Below are 22,900 nucleotides of genomic sequence, written 5' to 3'. Positions count from 1 at the left end.
GGGGACACTCATCCTTTCAGCGCCTGTCGGATTGCCTTGGCGACAATTTCCACCTCTGACCCGTAGGAAAACTTACGAATGATTTCCCCTTGCGGATTCACCAGATAGGACGAGGCGGTATGATCCACCGTGTAGTTATCACGCAAGCCCCCCCCGTTGTTCAGGGTAAACTGCCCGCCAAACTGCCCGATCAGCGCTCGTGCGGCAGCATCGTCGCCGGTGAAGCCAAGAAAGTCTTTGTCGAAGTTGTTCAGGTACTCGCGCAGACGTTCGGGCGTATCCCGTGCGCCATCAACGCTGACGAACAGAATCGTCAACCCTGCGGCGTCCTCGGCAAGCGCCGCTTTGATCTGGGTGAAATAGCCAAGCGTAATGGGGCAAACATCGGGGCAATGGGTGTAGCCAAAGGACAAAAGCGTGTAATGCCCCTTAAGCGTGGCAAGATCGGCGGGGCTGCCATCGGCTGCGGTCATCGTGAAGGCGCTCAGGATAATCGGCGGGTCGAAAGTTGTCACCCCGGTTGAAGGTGTGCTGGTTGGGAATGCGGCGGGCGCGTTGCAGGCGCTCACGATGAGGACAAGGGCAAGGCATCCAAACCACAGACGGGCGATCCATTGACGCATACGGCACTCTCATGCTTTGTGTTAGAGGTTGCCACAGTGTAACATGCCCCTCCGTTAATGAGCAGTGAGGGGCGTCACGCCGAGGGGTGTCGTTTGTCAATATACTTAGAACTTACGCAGTTGAACTTGTTTACCCTATATTCATCGAAAGGGGGAGTTTGAGGGGGAAGCCCCTCAAAAAATGGATTCCCCCTTCTCCTACTGAGAGAAGGGGGTAGGGGATGAGGGCAACTGCGTAACGTCTATATGCTTTTGAAGGTCAGCGCTCTCGCACGGTTCAGACCCTTAGCACGCCGCGAAACCCCCTCGCCGCATAGTATGAGTCCGCGCCATTGTGATAGATGAATACCGCACCATAGCGGTAATCGGCAAAAATGGCGCCGCCACGTTCTCTAATTGCCACTGGCGTTTTTACCCAACTTGAGGTTTTTGTATCAAACTCCCCAAGCCTTTGCAATGCCCGGTATTCGCCTTCGGTCAAAAGAACAATGCCCATAGCGGCTGCTGCCCCCACCGCGCTGCCTGTTGGTTTATTCGCTTTCCGTGCCTCCAGCGCGTCGTCGTCATAACACAGGCTGCGGCGACCCTGTGGACTTTCTGGCGAACAATCATAGATGAGATACTCGCCCGTTGCCGCATCATAACCGACAACATCCGGCTCACCACCCGTTCGTTCCATCTCATAAAGCGCGTGCAGCGCACTAGGATTTGCCTCTAGCTTTGCTTGGACGCTCGCCCATTCGATTTTAGGGTGGCGTTTCAGGTGGGTCTCAAAACGGGCTTTCACAAGGCTGAGGAGTTCCTTCCGCTGATCTTTTGACAATCCCATGGAAAATAACCTTTCTACATTCGGCAAGCGATAGCTCGTATGTTCTATTGTGTAGGATACACGGACGCGCCACTGCCGTCAAGAGACCAGTTCTACGGGCGTGGGTCACGATCCAGCAGAATCGTGACAGGACCATCGTTGGCTAACTCCACGATCATCTTTGCGCCAAAAATGCCGGTTTCCACATGGCGAACACCCATGCCGCGCAGGTACTCTACAAAGCGATCACACAGCGGCGCGGCAATAGCAGGGGGAGCGGCTTTGATAAAGCTAGGGCGGCGTCCGCCAGCAGCATCGCCAAAGAGTGTAAATTGAGAGACGACCAGCGCTCCGCCGCCTGTATCGAGAAGGGATCGGTTAAATTTATCGTCCTCATCGGGAAAAATGCGCAGAACAGCGATGCGCTCTGCCAGCCATTTTGCCTCTGCCTCGGTATCGCCCTGCCCAATCCCGAGCAAAATGAGGAGTCCGCCGTCCACTGCACCCACAACCTGATCATCGACACGCACGGCGGCACGCCGCACCCGTTGAATAACTGTTTTCATCCCTCGCGCTCCGTTCACAGCCCTTAAAAGGAAACGATGATGCCCATTGAGGGGGAATCGTAAGGTTTGTTTCTCTCGGTGTGTCTAACAAACATATCAAGTTCACAACATTTCCCCGAACATACATTGAATCAGGGTTGTCAAAATAGGCTGCACACTGATAGAATTCATTTCTAAGTGGGCGTGTCCAAGATCATTGACGCAACCTAAGCGAGAACGCCACAATTCGCGCAATCCCTCATTTCCTACTCTGAGGATTCACCTGCTCGGTTGTGCGCCGGGTCATTTCGCCATTCTGCGAAAGATGTCGTGGACAAAACATCGTAACCCCCTGTTGAGGGGGAATCCTAAACCACAAAAGGCGGTTGAACGGGTCATGGGCGTGGATAAGTCGGAACGTGAGAAGCAGTTGCGGGCGGAATTTGAGCAGTTATTGGAAGAATCGCTCCAAGCGCAAAAACAGCCAGAGCGTGGGGATATTTATCCCGACGCGGAGATCATCCAGATCGACGGCAAAGGCGACATTATTATTGGGATGGGTTTGAAGCAGGATGGCATTGTCCCTGCCCAAGACCTTGACCACCTTGACGAGGATTACAAGGCACTTCTCGTTATCGGGGCGAAAGTTCCGGTCTATGTGTTGAGTACCCGCGATGCCGAAGGCAATTTGATCGTCTCGATCAGCCAGGGCTTGCAACAACACGACTGGGACGAGGCGCGGCGCTTGCACGGCACAGAAGATGTCGTTGAGGTCAACATCACCGGACACAATCGCGGCGGTGTGCTTGTCCGTTGGCGGCGCTTGGAAGGGTTCATTCCCACCTCGCACCTGTTAACGATGGGCGCCGGTGGAACAGACCGCCGCGATTCGCTTGGGACGCTGATGGGGCGGACGTTGGGAGTGAAAGTGATCGAGGTCGATCAAACTCGCCGCCGCCTGATCTTCAGCGAACGCGAAGCACAGAAAGAATGGCGTTTGCAGCAGAAAGCACGGCTGCTTTCCGAATTGATGGAAGGTGACGTGGTGAAGGGGCTGGTCACCGGGCTGCGCGATTTTGGCGCGTTCGTCAATCTGGGTGGGGCAGATGGGTTGATCCATGTCAGCGAACTGGCGTGGCACCGCGTTGACCACCCGAAAGATGTCTTGCGCATTGGCGATGAGATTGAGGTGTATGTCCTCAGCTTGGATCGCGATACCAATCGTATTGCCCTCAGCCGCAAGCGCCTGCTGCCTGATCCTTGGTCGGATGCGATGAATCGCTACCACGAGGGGCAGCAGGTGGAAGGCACAGTGACGAACGTTGTTGAGTTTGGGGCGTTCATCGCCCTTGATGACGGGCTAGAGGGGCTGCTGCATCTCAGCGAGATGGGCGACGGCACACTCAAAGAGCCGCACAGCTATGTGAAGAAAAGTGATCGTCTGGGCTTACGCATCAGCCGTCTAGAGCCGGATAAGCGCCGTGTGGGGTTCACCCAACGGTGGGGTGTAGAGCAGCCGATCATCGAAGGGATGGAAGGTGCTGAAGGTGGCGCGATACTCCTCCCTGGTGAGACACTCTTAGAGAGTGTTGAAGGGGCAGAGGGGGCAGTGCTGGAAACACCCCTTGCCAGCGCGAACGGCGGGGCAGAAAACGGTAGTAATGGACATGACGATCATAACGAGATGTCCGAAGCCGCTCCTGATGCCGAGGAAACAGAAGAACAAACCGGCATTTAACTGCCAGCGCATTTTTTCTTTGGGCGGGTCATCAGACCCGCCCTTTTGATTCCCTCAGCCCCTATGTAGGAGGAAGGGGGTGTGCGCCCCCCGTCATTCTTTACTCTTTCGGGGCAAATTGCAGTGCATCGTAAAGGGGGCGTGTCCCCCAATCGCTGTTCAGAACGCTGAACCCCGCCTCTGGCAGACTCGGCGTGTTCTCGTTGATATAGCCCGTTAGGGAAGCGAAATTCATGTTCCACAGAAACAGCGGGCCCATGAAGCCCGCTAAATCCCCTGTTTGGGCAAGTTCAAAGGCACGGATGACGTAGGTTGCTTGCTGTATTTCTGTCAGACGATTCATCCATCCCAACGCGGGGTCGCTAGGTGGGATAGCAGGTGGACCGCTGAGATGATCCTTGTAGCGCAGCCCATCGAAGGTTGCCCACCCAAATTCCGTTGCCCACAGTTTGCCGTTGGCATGATTGTTTTCGACCATAATCTGACGGTAATCGGCAATCGTATCGAGGAAAAAGAAAAAACGTTGATTGTCCCATCCTTGCGAGGGGTTCGCACAGCAGCGGGCATCCGGCGCGTTTGCCCATCCATAGGGGTGAATCCCAATGGCAAAATTCGGATCATTTACGGGCAAGCCCGCCGCGTAGAGTTCCCTCAACCAGCGCCGATCATCGACAGAGCCATCGGCGGTATCGCCCGCCGGAGCAAGCCCCGCCGTAATGACGACGATCTCGCCACTGTGGGCGCGAATGGCGTTGTAGGCAGCGTCGAAGTAGGGTTTGTAGGCGGCAGCGGTGGCGGGATGCCCCGTCCATTCGCGGCGGAGGTTTGGCTCGTTCCAGACCTCTACTGCTTGAATATACTGTGTCCCCCAAGCGTTGAAAATGGCGTTCAGAAAGTTTGCGTAGGTTTGGGGGTCGCTTGGCGCACCGTTCTGCTGCCCCCGCGCCGCTGCCGGACGCGCCCAATCGGGGGCGTTGACAACGCTGATCAGGATGTTAAAGCCGCGCTGTCCGGCATAAAAGAGATTATCCCGAACGACGCTGAATGCCTGTGAATAGACGCCCGGCTCTGTCTCCATCTCTGCCCAGTTCACCTGCACCTTGATCCACTTAAAGCCCATGAACTGCGCCCGATCCACCATTGCCCACCACGCGCTAATCTCTAGAATGGGGTGAATTTGAATGCCCATCATGGCGCTGTGTAAGGTGGGGAGGGTAGGTGTTGGGGCGGGTGGTGACGGGGTGAAGGTTGGCTGTGCTTGCCCGCCACCCCCCAAAATAGACCCAAATGTAGGGGGGATCGGGGTTGCCTTTGGTTGGGCAGCCGTGAGGGTTAGGGTGGTGAAGGAGAATGTCACTAGGACGACAAACATAACCAGCGCAGCGCCCCACAGCAGCGAGGCAGTTGATAAACCCGATAGGCGGCGTAAACTCACGAGGACTCCTTCACTACAGCGTGAATAGGACAGACCACAATCAGGGCGATTCTATCACAGCACGGTGGGAAAATGGCGCGTGGTGGGCTTTCTTGTATCAATTGCTCATGATCACGTACAATTCATGGTGATTTGGGGAAGGGATGAGACCGATCATCCCCTCTACTAGCGCTCATAATGGGTAATAAACGGTAGGCGGCGATTCTATGGGTGGACTGATCAACCTGATTCAGGTGTTTTTTTTCCTGTTCAATCTGCTCATCTTAGCGCGGGTGCTGATGAGTTATATCAATCCCGATCCAACGCTGAACCAAGCGTACAAGATCGTCTATAATTTAACCGAACCGATTCTTGCCCCCGTCCGGCGGATGCTTCCCCAACGAGGGATGATCGATTTCAGCCCACTCGCCGTTTTGGTGGGGTCGTTTGTAATTCAGGCATTGTTGATTTCCCTCATACGCGCACTTTTCTGATCTGTGTCGAAAGGATTATGGGATGACGACGCGCAAGGACGACCATAAGTTTTCTAATGCCAAGCTGGGCGCCGCGTTCGCCGTGCGGTTGGTAACACGCGCCCAACGGGATGAAGTGGTTGGTGTTCAGGAGGACGGCACATTGAAAATCCGGCTGACTGCCCCGCCAACCGATGGGCAGGCAAATGCCGCTCTGATCGCCTTCCTTGCCTCGCGTTTGGGCGTTCCCGAAAAAGCCGTTGAGATCATCGCCGGACACGACCACCGCGACAAAATGATCTCCATCGAAGGGGTGACTACCGCCGACATTGACGAGCGTCTGCGCCCCGATCCGGGCGTCTCGGATTCGGATTAGCCCGCTCTTGGCAAAGCCGAGCAGCTACTTTGAGTGTTCCAACTGTGGGAAGCGCTCCCCCCGTTCGATGGGGCGCTGTTCTAGCTGCGGGGAGTGGAACACCTTTGTCGAGGTGATGGAAACGCCCGCCGAACCGACAAAAAAGCGCGGGGCGGGGAGCGCCGCTGGGGTGGGTGGGAGCGTGCTTCCCCACTCGACGCCGCAGCGCCTGCGGGACATCCCCGCCGAAGATGATGCACGGTGGATACTGCCTGTACCGGAATTCTCCCGCGTCCTCGGTGGCGGGATTGTGCCGGGGAGCATCGTCCTTGTCGGAGGTGATCCGGGCATTGGCAAATCAACCTTGCTAACCCAGATCGCGGCTGTGGTTGCCGAGACGGTGGGAAAAGTCCTCTATGTTTCTGGCGAAGAGAGCGTCCGCCAAATCAAAATGCGGGCAGAGCGCCTAAACGTCAATGCCGAGAGCCTCTACCTTGTCACCGAGACAAATCTTGAGGCAATCCTGAACCACGCCCAAGCCCTTCAACCCCATGTGATGATCGTTGATTCGATCCAGACCACCTACAGCGACGACAAGCCATCCTCCGCAGGGACGGTGACGCAGATCCGCGAATGTACAGCACGCTTGCAGGCATATGCCAAAAACACCGGCACATGCGTTTTTCTAGTGGGGCATGTGACCAAAGAAGGCGTCATTGCCGGACCCCGCGTTCTTGAACACATTGTCGATACCGTCCTCTATTTAGAAGGGGATTCCTTTCAGGCGTATCGCCTTTTGCGCAGCGTGAAAAACCGCTTTGGGGCAACCAGCGAAGTGGGCGTTTTTGAAATGCGCGATTCGGGCATGGTGGAGGTGACAAACCCTTCAGAGGTGTTCCTTGCCGAGCGCCTTGTGAACGCGCCGGGGTCGGCAATCGTTGTGACGATGGAAGGGACGCGCCCCCTCTTGGTAGAAGTGCAGGCGCTTGCCAGCGAGACGGCATATCCCAACCCCCGCCGCACCGCGAACGGGGTCGATACGAATCGCTTGCAGTTGGTGACAGCGGTACTGGCGCGGCGGGTGGGAATCAAGCTCTTTAATCAGGATATTTTCGTGAACGTGATCGGCGGCTTGGCAATTGACGAACCTGCCGCAGATTTGGCGGTTGCCGTCGCCATTGCCTCCAGTGTGTGGGATCGCCCTATCCCTGCCGACATTGCCATTATCGGGGAGATCGGCTTGAGCGGCGAACTCCGCGCCGTGAGCCAGCTTAGCACGCGCCTGCGTGAGGCGGCAAAATTGGGCTTTAAGCGCTGCCTGATCCCCAAAACAATCCGGCGCGGCGACCCTCCTCCCGAAGGAATTGTGACCATCCCTGTGCGGCGCTTGATCGACGCGCTGGATACCGTCTTACCCCGCGAAGGACGCGCCAAAGGGGGCGAATCTAAGGAGTCTTCCTCCTGACCATTCAGAGTAGAGAAGGGCATTCCCTATGAATCTAAAGGATTTTTCTGCCTTAACACTTTTGAATGAAGAAGGCAAGCCCATCCATCTTGCCGAATATGTGGGGCGCCGTGTCTTGATCTTCGTCTTTCCCCGCGCCGATACGCCCGGCTGCACCACGCAAGCCTGCGGCTTTCGGGATGCCTTTCCCCAAATCACAGAAAATCATACCGTTGTCTTTGGCTTAAGCAGCGATCCCCCTAGCGCCCTTGCACGGTGGAAGAAAAAACAGAATCTCCCCTACACCCTGTTGAGCGATCCCACCCATGCCCTGATCGAAATACTTGGCGCGTGGGGTGAAAGATCGTTGTATGGGCGGAAATTTATGGGCATTATTCGCAGCCATTTTATCTTTGACGAGGCAGGGGACTTGGCAGTTTCACAGGTGAAGGTTAGTCCGGCGGATAGCATCCGCGAGGGGGTGAAGCGCCTGATTGAGGAAGGGTAGCTCAAATTGTTTGAACTCGTATAGTTCCCCCCTAAAGGCTTTTGTGATAGGCTAAGGGCAAGCCAAGAGCAATTCTTAAAAGCGATTTGGGGGTGATTTCATGACAAGACAGCCAACCATCCTCGTCATCGAAGATGAACTTCATATTGTCCATGGCATTCAAGATATTCTCACCTTGCAAGGCTACAACGTCGTCATTGCGCTGAACGGGCGAGAAGGCTTAACGGCACTTGAGGCGATGGGGCGTCCGCCAGATTTGATCGTCTCGGATATTATGATGCCAGAGATGAGCGGCTTGCAGTTTCTTGAAGAAATGCGCCAAAACATACAATGGGTGAATATTCCGCTCATTTTTCTGACGGCGAAGGGCGAAAAAACCGATATTCGGATTGGCTTTGAGGCAGGCGTCGATCATTACCTTACAAAACCCTTTGACCCCGATGATCTCGTCATGGTCGTTGCCAACAAACTGCGCCGTTTCCGCGATATGAGCGCCGCCCAACAAGAACAAATTGGCGAACTGAAAAAGCGCATCTTGACCATCCTTCACCACGAATTTCGCACGCCGCTGACGCCGATGGTTGCCTATGCCGACCTGCTGAACATGGATATTGGCAAACTCTCTCTAGACGACATGCGCGAATACCTGAAGGGTATCAGTTCGGGGGCAGATCGCCTCCGCCGTTTGGTCGAAAACTTCATTTTGCTGGTGGAATTGGAGACGGGCGAGGCACAGCGCACCTTCGGTATTCGCAAGCGCCCAACAAAGGATATTGCCGGAATTATCCGGGGGGCGTGTCAACACTGTGCCGTCCTTGCCAGCGAGCATGGGGTGCGCTTGATCAGCGATCTGAGCGAGAGTTATCCCTCCATTGTCACCGATAAGGAACTGTTTCGTTCGGCGCTCATCCAACTGATTGACAATGGGGTGAAATTCAGCGACAAACCGGAAGGATCAGTCACCGTGAGCGCCCGCGCCGAAGATGGGTTTGTTCTTTTTTCGGTCAACGATAAAGGGCGCGGCATTGATACTGAAGAACTGGAGCATATCTTCGAGATTTTTTACCAAATCAAGCGCCATGTCCATGAAGATCAGGGGGCGGGGGCAGGGCTGCCCATCGTCCAGCGCATCGTTGAACTGCACAACGGCGATGTTTTGGTAGACAGCACCTTTGGGGTGGGAACAACCTTCACCATCCGTATTCCGATTGCCCAATGAGGTGCGGAGTTAGCCAGAACTCCCAACCCCCATCCCCTTCCCCTGTGTACGGGGGAAGGGAAGAGCGCCGTGCGGCACGTCCGATGATGTGATGTGCCGTTGAGCGAGAGGTGGACACCCCTTGGGACGTCCCTACGGGGGTGTGGGGTGCTTACCCATTCACCGATAGGGGCTAAACCATTTGATGCCTTTTGATGGGAAACATCCCAAACGATTCCGTCTGGCAATGCTGTTTTTTGGCGTCGCCGTTTTTGTGTGGGTCACCCTTGATCTCAATGATCTGCGCATGGTTGCCACACTAGGGGTTGCGGGCGGGATTCTGGCGGGGTGGCGAGTGACGGGGAGTGGGCGCGGTGGGTTACGATGGCTATTTTTTGGGGGGGCGGCGGGGGTGAGCGCGGCGCTGATCAGCGTGGGGCTGATGTTCCTGAAAAACGCCGTCCATGCCCACCCCTTACCAGATTTTCCCCTGCCGATTTTGCTTGGTATGTTGGAACGCGCCCCCGCGTGGGGTGCGGCGGGGGCGTTGATCGGCGCGGCGGCGGCACTTATGGCGCAGGGGGAGTGAGCTTGATCGCCTCAATCTGGGCTTGGCGGGCAAAGTTGATCGCATCGCCTAAGACCCGTGCCGATTCTTGTGGGTTATGAAAGCCCGTGCTGTTTTCAGAAAAGACGAAATCCCAACGCATTTGAGCGCGACGGATGAAGATTAGCGCAGCGGAGAGCGTCTCATCGGTGGCGCCGCCGTTCCGCGCCGCAATGATAGCATCCATCGCATCGGTGAGGGCGCTTTCGGCGCTGCGCAACAGCAGACTGGTGTTGTTTTGAATGATGTCGATTCGGGCGCGGAGCGTCGCCTCGTCAAACTTGTGACAGGTTTGGCAGGCGTTGCTGATGTTGGCAATCGGGCTGCGCCAATGGTGATCGGAGACTTTGACCGCCCCTTCGCGGACGTAAGGCATGTGGCAATCGGCACAGCTAACCCCTGAACGGGCGTGCAGGCTGCTGCTGAACATCTCGTATTCGGGATGCTGAATCTTGATCATCCCCGCGCCGGTCTCTTTGTTTTTGAAATCGGTGAAGGCAATGTCTTGGTAGTATTGATCGATGGCGTCGATGGACAGCCCATTTTTCCAGGGGAAGGTCAGCGCTTTCCCCTCACCCGCAAAGTAATATTCAACGTGGCATTGGGCGCAGACATAGGTACGCATCTCTTGACGGCTGGCGGTGGCAATATCGACCCCGCGTACCGCCATAGCATTCATAAAGGCAGGGCGCGTCACGCGCAAGGTCATTGTGTTCGGCTCATGGCAATCGGCACAGACCGACCCCGAATGGAGCTTATCAGAGAGTTCAGCGTAGGGTGTTTTGTTAAATGCCTCCCACCCCATCGAGGCAATCAGCGAGGGCGCTTCACCAGCGTGGCAGTTGGCGCAGGCGCCGGGTTGCTTGACCACCTCTTGACGCTTCGTCTCTTTTTGGTCAATCAGGGCGTAATAATGCCCCCGTTCTTCGCTGTAGGCGACGCTGAAGGCATAGCCCGCCCACAACCGTGTGAGGACGGGGTAGCGCTCTAACTTATCAATCGGTTTGCTGCCGCCAAAAGGTGTTTCTAAGGTATCTTCTTTCGTCTCCATAAAACTAGCATATTGGCGGGGGAAATTCATCCCCCACACGGCGGGATCAATCTCGCCTTCGGGGATGGGTTGAATTTGGGCGGGGAACACCCGTGCCTCAACTTGGCGCTCGTTGATGTTCAGCAGCAGTGCCGCCAAGCCCATCACTAAGACACCGCCAAAGACAAACGCGCCAAAGAGCGCCGCCAGATGAACCCGTTTAAACTGTCGGGGGGATGAGGACATAATAGGCTATCTCCCTGAACGTTGTTCGTCGTGACCGACTTCAGCATGGCAATGCAAACAGTCATTCACCGCGCCGCGCCCATCGTGGGCAATCCACGAGACGGCGGTGGCATGACAAGAAAGGCAGTTATGAAGGGCAATCTCCCGATTCATGCCAGTGATCTGGATTGGCTCGTGAAAGTTGCCGGTGGTGAAGGCGACGCTGTGGTTGAAGCCATTGATCGCTTTGACGAGGTACTTTTCCACAAGGGAAGTATGCGGCGTGTGACAGTCGTTGCAGGTGGCAACGGCTTTATGGCTGCCCCGACTCCACGCCTTAAAAACATCGTTCATAATATGGCAGTTCGCGCAGGCGTTGGGGTCATCGGTAAGGTAGGAATAGCCCCGCGCATAAATGAAGGTGAAACTTCCCAAGCCGATGGTGCAGCCGATGATACCAGCGATGATCACCCACATGGCAAAGGGAAAGGGACGGCGTGGGGGGGCTACGGTTGGGGGATTTGGTGCAGAGTCCATGCCCACTCCTGACGTGTAAAAACTCACCCGCGAGGGACTGTAACAAATGGAAATATGATTTTCAAGTGTTCTCTGTCACTAAATTTCCCTAATTTTTGTCGATTGCGATCAAAGATGGGCATCCATTCGCCGTGCATCGATCTTCACCCCTTTTCCGACCCGACTGAGGATTCCCAACCAAGTTGGGGTACAATGCTCGTGTGATGAATACCCAACCCCAACACGTGATGAACCACCCACAACCAACCACCATTCTCAAACCGATCCTTTCTGTCGTGGCGCCCGTTTACAACGAAGGCGAAGGGATCGTCCGCTTTTATGAACGCTTGCGGAATACCCTTGACAGCATCGGAGACCCCTGGGAACTGGTCATGGTCAACGATGGCAGCCGCGATAATTCGCTAGAGCAAATGCGCCAAATTCACGAACAAGACTCCCGCGTGCGCCTTGTCGATTTCGCCCGCAACTTTGGACACCAAATCGCCGTCACCGCTGGTATGGACTTCACACAAGGTGATGCCGTGATCATCATTGATAGCGACCTTCAAGACCCGCCCGAAACGATTATTGATATGGTGGCAAAATGGCGCGAGGGCTACGAGGTGGTCTATGCGGTACGCAATAAGCGCCCAGGGGAAACGTGGTTCAAGCTCTTTACGGCGAAACTGTTCTACCGGATCATCTACCGCATCACCGATATTGACATCCCTCTTGATACGGGCGATTTTCGCCTGATGGATCGACGTGTGGTGAACGCCATCAACGCCATGCGCGAACACAACCGCTTCATTCGTGGGATGACCAGTTGGGTTGGCTTTCGGCAGGCGGGCGTGAACTATGACCGCAATCCCCGCGAATGGGGCAAGACGAATTATCCCCTCCGCAAGATGGTGAAACTGGCATGGGATGCCGTGACAGGCTTTTCCTTCTTCCCCTTACGCCTTGCCATGTACGCCAGCTTTGCCTTGTTCATCCTCTCGGTAGTGGCAATTCCCATTGTGGCGCTGCTGCGACTGGCGACGGGGATTCAATTTTTTGAGGGGCAGGCAACGGCGATCTCGCTCATTTTGCTTCTTAGCTCGTTCCAGTTCTTCTTTTTCTTCGTTTTGGGGCAATATCTGGGGCGGATTTACGACGAGGTGCGCGGGCGTCCGCTGTACATTGTTGCCGATACCTTTGGCTTGGAGCGCAACCATGCCCCCCGCCATCGCGCCCCCGCGCCTACACCAGATGCCCCCCCCTCTGAAACTGCGTAGGGACGCGCTACAGCGCGTCCGAAAATGTATGTAGGGTGGCATTAAACGCCTCTATGTCCATTGGGTCGCCTCCAAGTTTGATCACTTTTGAGTTTTCCCCTTCTTGGCAGAAGTTCCTTTTTCTATTTGCGGACACCCCAATTTCACATTGGGTGTATTACTGTTGCCCCAGTGTGTCGCACAAACTATTGAACAGGTACATGAAAAAATACGTGACGCGGATTGCAATTGCCTTGCTTATTGGTGTGATCATAATCGTCATTTCCGCCGTTGTGATCCTATCCATTGCCCCAGAACGTGCCGTCTTTTTCAGCCCTGACGGAAAATACAAAGTCATTACCTACACAAAGCCAGGAATCCCCATTTTTGCCATGCCCGGTCAGGGGAGTGACCGAGATGGGTTTGCCCGTGTTTATGATTTGGCTGGCAATCTTTTATGTCAAGTCGATGTGCCTATGGTTGGCAGTGTATACAGCACTGACATTCGATGGCGGAAAAAGTATGTGTCAATACCTAGTACCAATGGCTTTGAAACCTGTTCACTGCCAGAATGAAAGCGATACGCCTGGTCACGACCATCTTTATTGTGATGTTAGGCTGCTTCATCGCCACAGCAAGATCACTAGGGAATAGTCAGCCTATACATGCAAAATGCCGCTGAACCTATTTTTGCCAACTTAACTAAAACCTTCTAAAATCTACAGAAGCTCATCTTGTTTATGTAGATTTTAGGGGATTTCCCTCATGCAGCTTGCAAACACAGCGGGGAGCGCCGCCCCCCCGTTGACTCCTGCCGCGCCTTCCGAGGCGTCTACAACAAAGACGACAGCACTCTTTAGCAATCTCTCCCTGCTGCGTAACCTGAAGATCGGAACATTCCACATTGGCTCAGCCCTTGCCGATATTTTGGCAAATGGCGTGTGGAATCGAGTCATGATTCAAGAGCTAGGCTATGCAGCGACGCCTGTTGCCCTGCTTTTGGCGCTGCGGTACTTCCTTGCCCCCCTTTCTGTATGGGTTGGGCGGCGCTCAGATAAACGAGCGATCTTCGGCTACCACCGCCTTCCCTATGTGTGGGGTGGGCGGCTGATGATGGTTGCCAGCTATGTGCTGCTTGGGGGTTCCACACTGCTTTTGGCGCGGGGCTACGATCCCTTTGTGGAAATTTTCTCGCTAGGGACGATGAACATCACCGTCACCGTCAATCACAGTGATCCACTTGGCTGGTTAGGGGTGGTTGCCGCCCTCTTGCTCTTTAGTTTGGGATCAACCTTCAGCGGGACGACATTCCTCTCGCTGCTTTATGACCGCACGCCAAAAACGCAGCGCACCCGTGCCGTGAGTGTTGTGTGGATGTTTTTGATCATCGGGTTTGCGGTGGCGGGGATTTTCTACAGCCGCCTGCTGCCCGATTTCACCCGTGAGGGGTTTCTGAGCCTGTTTCTGATTGCCCCGCTGTTTATGGCGGGCATCTGGTTCTTCGCTGTAGTGGGCGAGGAAAAACCAGCGCAGAAAGGCTCTTACCGCGAAGGGGCGGAAAGTGCCCCGGATACGCTTCCTTTTTGGGGGGAGATGCGCCGCGTCCTCGCCAGCAAGCAAACGCGCCTATTTTTCATCTTCCTTGCCTTTGGAAATCTCTTTTTCTATATCCAAGATGTGATCCTTGAACCCTTTGCTGGAAAAGTGTTCGGGATGCCCCTTGCCACGACGAATCGATTCTCTACCTATTGGGGCAGCCTCGCTCTGATTGGGATCGTCGTCAGCTTGGTTTTGGCGCGTCGCTACCCCAAACGGGTCACAAACATGGCGCTCTCGCGGTGGGGGGTCGCCGTTCTGTTGATCACCTTTGCCTTATTCATCGTCTGTGCCGTTTTTCAAATCCGCCCGTTGGTGACGATTAACCTGATCGTCATGGGCATTGGCTTGGGGATGTGGACGGTCGGATCGCTCGGCTTGATGATGGACATGACGCGGGTCTGGGGGGCGGGGCTATACCTTGCCCTTTGGACGGTCTCTAGCACGCTGGCGCGGGGGATGGGCGTTGCGCTCGGCGGGATTATCCTTGATGTGGCGCTGGCGCTGACGGGTGAACGCGCTCCGCTTGCCTATGGGGCGGTGTTTGCCGCACAGACGGTAGGTTTTGGCGTGACATTAGCAATCTTAAGTCGGATCAGTGTAGGCGAATTTGAACGGGAAGTTCCCTCCACAGAGGCAGTTTTGGCGGGGTCGTTGGATTAAGGGGGGAAGGGGGAGGGAACAACCACGCCCTTGGGACTTTAAAGTGACGGGCGACCATATTGGGGCGCCCCTACGGGGTGCAGATGCGCAGCCTATAATGATGCGACGAAGGCACGGGGCGAAAGCCTGCGTGCCGAAAGCAGGGTATATCTCTTTCCCTGATCTCAGCCCGCTGCTTTCGCGGCGGGCGATTATACGGCTCGATCCTCTTTAATTCTTTTTCGCCCGCGATTCCATCTCCATCTTGACCAATTCGCGGCGGAGGACTTTCCCCACCAGCGTCTTGGGTAGTTCGGAGATGAACTCAATACGGTAGGGAACTTCGTAGGGGGCAAGTTTTGTTCCGGCAAATTTGATCAAGTCCTCGGCGGTGGCGGTCTGCCCCGGTTTGAGAATGATCCACGCCTTCACTGCCTCTTGCCCTTCCTTCGATGGATCGGGGTGTGGAATAGCAGCAACGCCCACATCTTGCACAGCCGGGTGTTCCATGAAGATTTTCTCAACATTCGCCGGATAGACGTTGAATCCGCCGATGAGCGCCATGTCCTTCTTGCGATCCACGATATAGAAGTAGCCGTCCTCGTCCATATAGGCAATATCGCCGGTGAAAAGCCACTTCCGTCCGTCGTCCATAACCCGCAGCGCCGTCTCGGTCTCTTTGGGTTTGTTGTGGTAGCCCTTCATCAAGTTGGGCGACCAAATCGCCAACTCGCCCGCCTCACCTTGCGGCATTTCCGTCTTGCCATCATCAATGTTGATGATGCGCATCTCAACATCGGGCAGGGGCAGCCCAATGCTGCCATCACGCGGGACGCCATCCAGCGGGTTGACGGCTACCGCTGTTGGGCATTCGCTCATCCCAAACCCTTCGCAAAGTTTGCCGCCAGAAAGCTGTTCAAAGCGCTGCTTTGTTGCCGGGGCAAGCGGGGCAGAGCCACTGCAACAGGCTTTGATCGACTTAATGTTGTACTTCCCCTCCAGCACACCCTTGTTGTTGTTGATCGCGTTGTAAAGCGCGGGGACGCCCATAAAGACCGTTGGTTTGTAGGCGGTGATCACCTCCAACATTTCGTCAATCTCGCGGGGGTTTGCCACCATCAGCAGTTTGCTGCCCGTAGAGATGCCGAGGGTTAGGACAGCAACCATCCCAAAGACATGAAAGAGGGGAATTGCTGCCAACAGCACCTCGCCAGATGGATCGAGATAGTTCCCAAACGCCGCTCGCATCATGAGCGCGTTATTGACCAACGCCTGATGGGTAGCTACGGCGGCTTTGGAAATGCCCGTTGTTCCGCCCGTGTATTGGAAGATCGCCTCGTCTTCAGGCGTCACCGTGACGTTCGGTTTGCGTCCGGCATATTTCCCCACCAGATCGCCCATCCAGTGATCGGCGGCGTGTTTCTCGATGGCGTGACCTTCCTTTTTTTCTTTGGCAATGGTAAAGAGGAAACCAGCAATGGGAGGAAGGTATTCTTTGATATTTGTGGCAATGACGTTCTTTACTGGTGTGTCTGCCTGTATCTGCTTAATCCCGTCGTAGAACTTCGTCAGGACGACGACGGTGTTTGCCCCGCAATCTTGGAGCAGTTCTTTCAGCTTGTCAGGCGGGTAGGTGGGGTTCAGGGCGCAGACAATCGCCCCCGCTTTCATAATCCCATAGAAGGCAATGACGAATTGAGCGCAGTTGGGAAGGATAATTGCCACCCGATCTCCCTTTTTCACCCCAAGTTCGGCAAGCGCAACAGCAAAAGCATCGCTCTTGGACTCGATCTCGCCATAGGTGGTGGTTGCCGCTTGCCTTCCCAAGAGGGGTAAGTGTGCCGAAGTGAGTGTACACAGCGCACTTGGGTTCTTTTTGGCGGCATCCGTCAGAAATTGAAAGAGGGTGTGCTTGGGGTAGGGCATACATGAGGCGGGAACACCCTTGTCATAGCCTTTGATCCAGGGTTTATCAGCGTAAGTAACTGCCATTGTGAAACTTCCTTTCAAAAAATCGTTTCTTACAGTCTTAACTATTATAACGCAGGGTACGAAAAGGGCGATCATCTTCTGGGCATGTCATAATTCATGACTTAGTGGTGAGGAATGTCACAACCAAAAATCCCCTCCCAAGGTAATGAGGAGAAGGAAGGCGTATTTTTGCTCGATGGGAGTCATTTTGAGATGAACAGACGTAGGATGAATGAAAGGGGAAAAGGGATTTCGATAGCAAGCATCTCTCACCCGATGCTAACGCACCGGGTGTTGATCAGATAGCGAAAAATTCCTGTCGCGTTGAGGGCAGCGGTTCAACACTTCCCACCCTCTGTTTATTTCGCTACGGGTAAGGTGAAGGTGATCGATGTCCCCACCCCAATCTGACTGGTCACCGCCAATTCACCCTTCATCGCCTCAATCAGCGCCCGCGTAATAGCAAAGCCCAACCCTGTCCCTGGCTGCTGTAAGCCGTTTTCTGCCCGCCAAAACTTTGTCCCTAGCTTGGTCACTTGTTCAGGGGAAAGACCCACTCCGTTATCCGCAACAGCAATCCCGACCAAATTCCCCGTGCGTTTGGCGCTGATCGTAATTTTGCCGCCATCGGGGGTGTATTTGTAGGCGTTGCTGGCGGTGTTTAAGAGGACTTGCAACAGCCGATCTTTATCCGCCCGCACCAGAGGCAAATCTGGCTCCACATCGACAAGGAGTTGGTGGTTGCGTTTCTCCACTTCTAGGATGATCGCCTCGCGGGTGGAGTTGATCGTATCCAAGACACTTGTTTCCACCACATCGACGCGCATTTGTCCGGTTTCGATGCGGCTGATATCGTTCAGATCGCTGACGAGCAGTTTCATCCGTTGGACAGCGTTTTTGATTGTGTTGATGAAGCCTTGCTGTCTCTCGGTGACGGGTCCTGCCATCGTCATCAGGTCAACATAACCGCTGATGCTGGTCATGGGTCCTTTCAGTTCGTGGGCGACAATTCCCACGAATTCGGTCTTTGCTGTGTTTGCCGCTTGTACTTGGTCATAGAGGCGAGCGTTTTCAATGGCGATGGCGGCACGGTCTGCAATGCGCATCAAGAGGGCGCGGTTGTCTTCTTTGAAACTTGCCGCGTCGGGGCTGCTGAGGGCAATGATCCCGATTACGCGGCGTTCGCGGCTGATCGGCACAATTAGGCGGTGCTTGCCCTCGGTGACATCCTGATACGCCGTTCGGCTCTCCAATACAGGGCGCATCAGAGGATGATCAAGGGGCAGGACTTGTTGATCGGTAAAAATATCGGGGGCGCCGTGTTGCGCCACAACCCGAATCATCATCCCCTCGCTATCCAAAAGCCCCAAACTTGCCCCTTCTGCCGCGCAGGAACGGCTTGACCACTCTAGGGTGGTCGCCATTGCTTTTGTCAGATCAAGTGTCTCGTTCAGTTGACGATCCATACGCTGCATTTGGGTGAGTTCTTCCACGCGGGCAGAGAGTGCCTGATCGGTGGCGCTGAACAACCGCGCATTCTCAATGGCAATACCCGCTTGTCCGGCAAAGGCATCCAACACATCAAGGTCTTGCTCACTGAATAAGCCCGCCCGCACCCGATTATCGACATAGACAACCCCGATCACCTGCCCACGTACCCGCAGTGGGGATGCCATGATGCTCCGCAGCGATTGAGCAACGATGCTGTGCTGTCCGGCAAAGCGCGGGTCTTCTTGGGCATTCGTGGTGACGATGGGCTGTCCGGTTTCGAGGACTTTGTTCGTCACCGTGCGGCTGATCGCCACAGCGCTTGCCTCAATGTTGTTTTGGTCAAAGTTGCGGGCAACCTTCACATCTAATTTGCCGTCATCATCGAGCATGACCAAAAAACCGCGCTCAGCGCCGCTCAGTTGGATAATGGCATCCATAACCTGATTCAACACGGTGGTCAGATCGAGCGACGAACCAATCACGCGGCTGACCTCGTAAAGTTTTGCCAAGCGTTGGTGCTGCCCGCTTCGTTTGCGGTCTTCCATCAGCGATTCAAGAAGTTGTTCCAGCGCTCCTAAACGCTGATCGACAAACTTTGCCTCTAAGCGCCCGGATTGCGCCTGCGAACGCAAGATTGAGAGAGTCTGGCGGGCGCTCACCAACGAAAGATCAAGCTCTTGAGCAGTGGGAGTTGGCTGTCCGGTCATGAGGATGTCCCTTTGGATTTCGTCTGAGATGATTTTTGAGAATGTTGATAATAATCGCACCACGCGGTTAACGGGCAACGCTCGCAATAGGCGCGGCGTGCGGTGCAAATCTCGCGCCCCAAGCGGATGAGATTCAGGTGTCCCGGATAATAATCTTCCGGGGGGATGATCGATTCCATCAGATCGTGTGCCTTCTCCGCGCTCATCTTCGCGGGGAGCAAGCCAATCCGTCCGGCAACACGATGAATGTGTGTATCCACAGGGAAGGCGGGCTTGCCAAAGGCAAAACAAAGGACGATGGCGGCTGTTTTGGGTCCAACCCCATCGATGTCCATCAACCACGCTTTCGCCTCGCTCACTGGCATGTCGCCAAGGAAATCAAGGGTGATTGATCCACGCTGTGCGGTGATATAGCGAAGGGCGTTTTGGATGCGCGGCGCTTTCTGGTTTGCCAGTCCTGCTGGACGGATCGCTTCTACTACTGCGCTCAGCGGCGCATCGCGCACAGCTTCCCATGTTGGAAAAGCGCCTTTCAAGAGGGCAAATGCCCGATCCCGATTCGTATCTGTCGTTGATTGGCTAAGAATACAATTGACGAGTTCATCCACAGGCGGACAGCAAGGAACCCATAGCGGTGTTCCGAATGACTGCCGAAGCACCGCAGCCACTGCTTGATAGGTTGCCTGTAAGCGAACGAGTTTGGATGATGGCACGCCGTAGACTCTTTCCCCTTTGATTATTATTCTAGCCGTATCCGGGGATGCGGCAACAGAGTAAACCTGTGTCAATCTGGTTTGAGAATGGTTTGAGATACGCCATAAGGGAAAATCCCTCCCTCTCATAGAATTTTCGGATAGAATTTAGAGAAAGAACACCCTGTAGTGAATATGGCGCCTAGCGGGGGGCGAGAAAATGCCCAATGTGACGGATATTTATTCAGAATATGTGAGGTTGCGGCAAAATGGCGCTTCGATTGATGCGGCGATCAAAGCCTTACAATCCCTTGTAGATCAGTTGGATCAGGGAGATCGCAGCCAATTGAACTTGCTTGTGCGGCAGTGGGAAGCGCGGGAGACGAACAACTACCTTTTGGAAAAAACAAAAGACACGCCCCCACCACCTAAGAAAAGCCCTGTGATTCGCCCGATTGGGGGGAACTCAGCCACGCCTTCAGGCGGCACATCCTCACCGATCAAGCCACTTCCTTCGGCTGCGCCAGATGTGAATGGCTTTGGCGATCACCCGCCAGCGGGAAAAGTGTTCTGTTCCCAATGCGGGAAACAAAATCGGCAAGGCGATAAGTATTGTTATGCTTGTGGGTCGCTTTTGGCAACAGCAGGCGCTTCGGTAGGGTCTACGAAGGGGTTGATCGATCAAAGTGGTGACCCCCGTGAACGGCTTGGGACAGCCTACTTTGGGATGTCCTCCAAAATTCTGATCATGATTCAAGGGGTCTCTATTCCGGTGAGTGTGTTTTCCGATAAAGAAATCGTTCTAGGGCGTTCTTCCGCAGATAGCCCGATGAAACCGGATGTTGATCTTTCCAGCTTTGACGCCGAAGGCTTGGGAGTTTCGCGCCTTCATGCCTCTTTGAAGCGCGATGAGCATACCGTCCAGATCATGGATTTGAGCAGTAAAAATCACACCTTTATCAACAATCAGCGCCTTCACCCGCGTGAGGTGCGCGTCCTCCGCGATGGCGATGAGGTTCGCTTAGGGCGACTCAGTTTCACAATCACTTTTCGGCATTCATAAGAAATCACCGAAAAACTTGATTGTCCCCACCTGGAGAGGAGAACCAGGGGAGGATGAAACGAAAAAGAAACGAAAAGGAGGGAAAGAAAATATTGCCCCTTGCGCGTGTGGAGAGGTGTGCTAGAATGTGGGACATAAGGCGCTGAGGGACTGAGAAGAAGCTGAGCGGCTTAAAACAACCAAAGGAGAGGGCGCAGGGTAAGAAGACGGCAGACAAGATGTGCAAACAATCTTGGATGGTAGTCCCCTGTGACCGGCGCGCAGCCGGTTTTGTCCCCTGTTTTGAACAAACAGCGTTGGTGGCACCTTAACAATTGAAACGTGAGAAGAAAGCAACAGCATACCAAGCAAGGTAGCTTGACCAACGGTTAGTCACTGTTGGCAAGCACAGTAAAGTCAAAACCCGTCAGAGGAAGGAACTTTCTCTGCTGTCCGAAAGGACACCAACTTGACGGAGAGTTTGATCCTGGCTCAGGATGAACGCTGGCGGCGTGCTTAATACATGCAAGTCGAACGGACGTAGCAATACGTTAGTGGCGACCGGGTGCGTAACACGTAGTTGACCTACCCCTCAGCGGGGACAACAACCGAAAGGGTTGCTAATACCGCATGACCTCGAAGGCATTAGAAAACTTTGAGAAAACTTACGGGGCTGAGGGAGGGGACTGCGACCCATCAGGTAGTTGGTGAGGTAACGGCTCACCAAGCCAACGACGGGTAGGGGGCTGAGAGGTGACCCCCACACTGGAACTGACACACGTCCAGACCCACGGGAGGCAGCAGTAAGGAATATTGGGCAATGGGCGAAAGCCTGACCCAGCAACGCCGCGTGGAGGATGACGGATTTCGGTTCGTAAACCCTTTTGAGGGGACGAGGAAGGACTGTACCCCTAGAAAAAGTCACGGCTAACTACGTGCCAGCAGCCGCGTAAAACGTAGGTGGCAAGCGTTATCCGATTTACTGGGCGTAAAGCGTGTGCAGGCGGTCTTCCGGTGGTGTATGAAAGCGCCCGGCTTAACCGGGCGAGGTTATGCCAGACTGGGAGGCTGGAGACAGAGAGAGGACGTGGAATTCCGGGTGTAGTGGTGAAATGCGTAGAGATCCGGAGGAACACCAGAGGCGAAAGCGGCGTCCTAGCTCTGTTCTGACGCTCAGACACGAAAGCATGGGGAGCGAACGGGATTAGAAACCCCGGTAGTCCATGCCGTAAACGATGCAGACTAGGCGTTGGGGTCTCAACCCCTCAGTGCCGAAGCCAACGCGCTAAGTCTGCCGCCTGGGGACTACGACCGCAAGGTTAAAACTCAAAGGAATTGACGAAATGGCCTGCACAAGCAGCGGAGCGTGTGGTTTAATTCGAGGCTACACGAAGAACCTTACCTGGCTTGACATAGACGTGGTAGGAAAGCGAAAGCTGACCGACCCTTCGGGGAGCGTTTACAGGTGCTGCATGGCTGTCGTCAGCTCGTGCCGTGAGGTGTTAGGTTAAGTCCTGTAACGAGCGCAACCCTCGGGAATAGTTACACGGTGTCTATTCCGACCGCCCGCGTTGAGCAGGGAGGAAGGTGGGGATGACGTCAAGTCAGCATGGCCTTTGCGTCCAGGGCTACACACACGCTACAATGGTCGGTACAATGGGTCGCCAAGTGGTAACACGGGCCCAATCCATCGAAAGCCGATCCCAGTTCGGATTGTGGGCTGCAACCCGCCCACATGAAGTCGGAGTTGCTAGTAACCGCCGGTCAGCCATACGGCGGTGAATACGTTCCCGGGGCCTTGTACACACCGCCCGTCACGTCATGGGAGCTGGTCACGCCTGAAGCCGGTGGGCTAACTGCAAAGAGGCAGCCGTTTAGGGCAGGGTCGGTGACTGGGACGAAGTCGTAACAAGGTAGCTGTAGCGGAAGCTGCGGCTGGATCACCTCCTTTCTAAGAGTCCGTGCGCGATGAGGGTGAAAGGTAACACGAGTACCCCTTCTGTAATATCATCGTCGCCA

At 54.8% G+C, this 22,900-nt stretch carries 20 protein-coding genes and 1 rRNA gene; 12 read left to right on the top strand and 9 right to left on the bottom strand.

Annotation, left to right across the window (positions count from 1 at the left end; all coding sequences use genetic code 11):
- Window positions 1–8: 8 nt before the first annotated feature.
- The 3 genes from HS103_11520 to HS103_11510 all read right to left on the bottom strand — a co-directional run bounded on the left by HS103_11520 (window position 9) and on the right by HS103_11510 (window position 1,997).
- Entirely contained in the window at window positions 9–623 is a 615-nt protein-coding gene (locus HS103_11520) for an SCO family protein (GenBank protein ID MBE7513424.1), read from the bottom strand.
- Window positions 624–900: 277 nt separating this feature from the next.
- The gene (locus HS103_11515; GenBank protein MBE7513423.1) at window positions 901–1,452 is read right to left on the bottom strand and encodes a DUF4256 domain-containing protein; all 552 of its coding nucleotides are present in this window, start codon (window positions 1,450–1,452) and stop codon (window positions 901–903) included.
- A 92-nt stretch (window positions 1,453–1,544) separates the two neighbouring features.
- The gene (locus HS103_11510) at window positions 1,545–1,997 is read right to left on the bottom strand and encodes a D-tyrosyl-tRNA(Tyr) deacylase (protein MBE7513422.1); all 453 of its coding nucleotides are present in this window, start codon (window positions 1,995–1,997) and stop codon (window positions 1,545–1,547) included.
- Between the two features lie 382 nt (window positions 1,998–2,379).
- On the opposite strand from HS103_11510, the gene HS103_11505 reads away from it, so the two are divergent.
- Window positions 2,380–3,714 (top strand): 30S ribosomal protein S1, encoded by a 1,335-nt coding sequence (locus HS103_11505; protein MBE7513421.1) that lies wholly within the window; start codon window positions 2,380–2,382, stop codon window positions 3,712–3,714.
- 100 nt (window positions 3,715–3,814) lie between these two features.
- Here the strand turns inward: HS103_11505 and HS103_11500 are convergent, their stop codons facing one another.
- Window positions 3,815–5,149: a hypothetical protein gene (locus tag HS103_11500; GenBank protein ID MBE7513420.1), complete on the bottom strand. Its 1,335-nt coding sequence runs from the start codon at window positions 5,147–5,149 to the stop codon at window positions 3,815–3,817.
- Window positions 5,150–5,355: 206 nt separating this feature from the next.
- Between HS103_11500 and HS103_11495 the strand changes: the two genes are divergently transcribed.
- From HS103_11495 to HS103_11470, 6 genes are all read left to right on the top strand, one after another.
- Window positions 5,356–5,622 carry a YggT family protein gene (locus tag HS103_11495; GenBank protein MBE7513419.1) on the top strand — a complete coding sequence of 89 codons (267 nt, stop codon included), beginning with the start codon at window positions 5,356–5,358 and terminating at the stop codon, window positions 5,620–5,622.
- Window positions 5,623–5,644: 22 nt separating this feature from the next.
- Window positions 5,645–5,977, top strand: coding sequence for a DUF167 domain-containing protein (locus tag HS103_11490; GenBank protein MBE7513418.1), 333 nt, complete (start codon window positions 5,645–5,647; stop codon window positions 5,975–5,977).
- Between the two features lie 7 nt (window positions 5,978–5,984).
- Complete coding sequence (gene radA, locus HS103_11485) at window positions 5,985–7,421, top strand: DNA repair protein RadA (GenBank protein MBE7513417.1); 1,437 nt, start codon at window positions 5,985–5,987, stop codon at window positions 7,419–7,421.
- Between the two features lie 28 nt (window positions 7,422–7,449).
- Window positions 7,450–7,908 (top strand): peroxiredoxin, encoded by a 459-nt coding sequence (locus tag HS103_11480; GenBank protein MBE7513416.1) that lies wholly within the window; start codon window positions 7,450–7,452, stop codon window positions 7,906–7,908.
- Window positions 7,909–8,008: 100 nt separating this feature from the next.
- Complete coding sequence (locus tag HS103_11475; protein ID MBE7513415.1) at window positions 8,009–9,127, top strand: response regulator; 1,119 nt, start codon at window positions 8,009–8,011, stop codon at window positions 9,125–9,127.
- 181 nt (window positions 9,128–9,308) lie between these two features.
- Window positions 9,309–9,695 (top strand): hypothetical protein, encoded by a 387-nt coding sequence (locus HS103_11470; protein MBE7513414.1) that lies wholly within the window; start codon window positions 9,309–9,311, stop codon window positions 9,693–9,695.
- On the opposite strand, the gene HS103_11465 is transcribed toward HS103_11470, so the two are convergent.
- Window positions 9,676–10,989: an ammonia-forming cytochrome c nitrite reductase subunit c552 gene (locus HS103_11465; protein ID MBE7513413.1), complete on the bottom strand. Its 1,314-nt coding sequence runs from the start codon at window positions 10,987–10,989 to the stop codon at window positions 9,676–9,678. The genes HS103_11470 and HS103_11465 overlap by 20 nt on opposite strands.
- 6 nt (window positions 10,990–10,995) lie before the next feature.
- Window positions 10,996–11,505 carry a cytochrome c nitrite reductase small subunit gene (gene nrfH / locus HS103_11460; GenBank protein ID MBE7513412.1) on the bottom strand — a complete coding sequence of 170 codons (510 nt, stop codon included), beginning with the start codon at window positions 11,503–11,505 and terminating at the stop codon, window positions 10,996–10,998.
- 227 nt (window positions 11,506–11,732) lie between these two features.
- Here nrfH and HS103_11455 point away from each other — a divergent pair, with 227 nt between their 5' ends.
- The 3 genes from HS103_11455 (at window position 11,733) to HS103_11445 (ending at window position 14,999) form a co-directional block, all read left to right on the top strand.
- The gene (locus HS103_11455; GenBank protein MBE7513411.1) at window positions 11,733–12,761 is read left to right on the top strand and encodes a glycosyltransferase family 2 protein; all 1,029 of its coding nucleotides are present in this window, start codon (window positions 11,733–11,735) and stop codon (window positions 12,759–12,761) included.
- A gap of 212 nt (window positions 12,762–12,973) precedes the next feature.
- Entirely contained in the window at window positions 12,974–13,315 is a 342-nt protein-coding gene (locus tag HS103_11450) for a hypothetical protein (GenBank protein MBE7513410.1), read from the top strand.
- A 190-nt stretch (window positions 13,316–13,505) separates the two neighbouring features.
- Window positions 13,506–14,999, top strand: a complete 1,494-nt coding sequence (locus tag HS103_11445; protein MBE7513409.1) for a BCD family MFS transporter — start codon at window positions 13,506–13,508, stop codon at window positions 14,997–14,999.
- A gap of 210 nt (window positions 15,000–15,209) precedes the next feature.
- Here HS103_11445 and HS103_11440 read toward each other — a convergent pair whose 3' ends face one another.
- From HS103_11440 to HS103_11430, 3 genes are all read right to left on the bottom strand, one after another.
- Window positions 15,210–16,970 (bottom strand): long-chain fatty acid--CoA ligase, encoded by a 1,761-nt coding sequence (locus HS103_11440; protein ID MBE7513408.1) that lies wholly within the window; start codon window positions 16,968–16,970, stop codon window positions 15,210–15,212.
- Between the two features lie 338 nt (window positions 16,971–17,308).
- On the bottom strand, window positions 17,309–19,147 hold the full coding sequence (locus HS103_11435; GenBank protein MBE7513407.1) for a GAF domain-containing protein: 1,839 nt from the start codon (window positions 19,145–19,147) through the stop codon (window positions 17,309–17,311).
- Window positions 19,144–19,860: an endonuclease III gene (locus HS103_11430; protein MBE7513406.1), complete on the bottom strand. Its 717-nt coding sequence runs from the start codon at window positions 19,858–19,860 to the stop codon at window positions 19,144–19,146. The genes HS103_11435 and HS103_11430 overlap by 4 nt, the downstream gene beginning before the upstream one ends.
- A 199-nt stretch (window positions 19,861–20,059) precedes the next feature.
- On the opposite strand from HS103_11430, the gene HS103_11425 reads away from it, so the two are divergent.
- Both HS103_11425 and HS103_11420 read left to right on the top strand, forming a co-directional pair.
- Window positions 20,060–20,902, top strand: coding sequence for an FHA domain-containing protein (locus HS103_11425; GenBank protein MBE7513405.1), 843 nt, complete (start codon window positions 20,060–20,062; stop codon window positions 20,900–20,902).
- Window positions 20,903–21,350: 448 nt separating this feature from the next.
- Window positions 21,351–22,835: ribosomal RNA gene (locus HS103_11420) — 16S ribosomal RNA — on the top strand.
- The last annotated feature ends 65 nt before the right edge of the window (window positions 22,836–22,900 follow it).

Source organism: Anaerolineales bacterium (assembly GCA_015075625.1).
In the GTDB taxonomy this organism is placed as follows: domain Bacteria; phylum Chloroflexota; class Anaerolineae; order Aggregatilineales; family UBA2796; genus UBA2796.
Note: the sequence above shows the minus strand (reverse complement) of the source record. Positions and strands in the feature narration are given on the sequence as shown.

Excerpts from the sequence above, each read along its gene's own strand:
- HS103_11520 (MBE7513424.1), bottom strand. The coding sequence starts at position 623 with ATGCGTCAATGGATCGCCCGTCTGTGGTTTGGATGCCTTGCCCTTGTC.
- HS103_11515 (MBE7513423.1), bottom strand. The coding sequence starts at position 1,452 with ATGGGATTGTCAAAAGATCAGCGGAAGGAACTCCTCAGCCTTGTGAAA.
- HS103_11510 (MBE7513422.1), bottom strand. The coding sequence starts at position 1,997 with ATGAAAACAGTTATTCAACGGGTGCGGCGTGCCGCCGTGCGTGTCGAT.
- HS103_11495 (MBE7513419.1), top strand. The coding sequence starts at position 5,356 with ATGGGTGGACTGATCAACCTGATTCAGGTGTTTTTTTTCCTGTTCAAT.
- HS103_11490 (MBE7513418.1), top strand. The coding sequence starts at position 5,645 with ATGACGACGCGCAAGGACGACCATAAGTTTTCTAATGCCAAGCTGGGC.
- HS103_11480 (MBE7513416.1), top strand. The coding sequence starts at position 7,450 with ATGAATCTAAAGGATTTTTCTGCCTTAACACTTTTGAATGAAGAAGGC.
- HS103_11475 (MBE7513415.1), top strand. The coding sequence starts at position 8,009 with ATGACAAGACAGCCAACCATCCTCGTCATCGAAGATGAACTTCATATT.
- HS103_11465 (MBE7513413.1), bottom strand. The coding sequence starts at position 10,989 with ATGTCCTCATCCCCCCGACAGTTTAAACGGGTTCATCTGGCGGCGCTC.
- nrfH (MBE7513412.1), bottom strand. The coding sequence starts at position 11,505 with ATGGACTCTGCACCAAATCCCCCAACCGTAGCCCCCCCACGCCGTCCC.
- HS103_11455 (MBE7513411.1), top strand. The coding sequence starts at position 11,733 with ATGAACCACCCACAACCAACCACCATTCTCAAACCGATCCTTTCTGTC.
- HS103_11445 (MBE7513409.1), top strand. The coding sequence starts at position 13,506 with ATGCAGCTTGCAAACACAGCGGGGAGCGCCGCCCCCCCGTTGACTCCT.
- HS103_11440 (MBE7513408.1), bottom strand. The coding sequence starts at position 16,970 with ATGGCAGTTACTTACGCTGATAAACCCTGGATCAAAGGCTATGACAAG.
- HS103_11435 (MBE7513407.1), bottom strand. The coding sequence starts at position 19,147 with ATGACCGGACAGCCAACTCCCACTGCTCAAGAGCTTGATCTTTCGTTG.
- HS103_11425 (MBE7513405.1), top strand. The coding sequence starts at position 20,060 with ATGCCCAATGTGACGGATATTTATTCAGAATATGTGAGGTTGCGGCAA.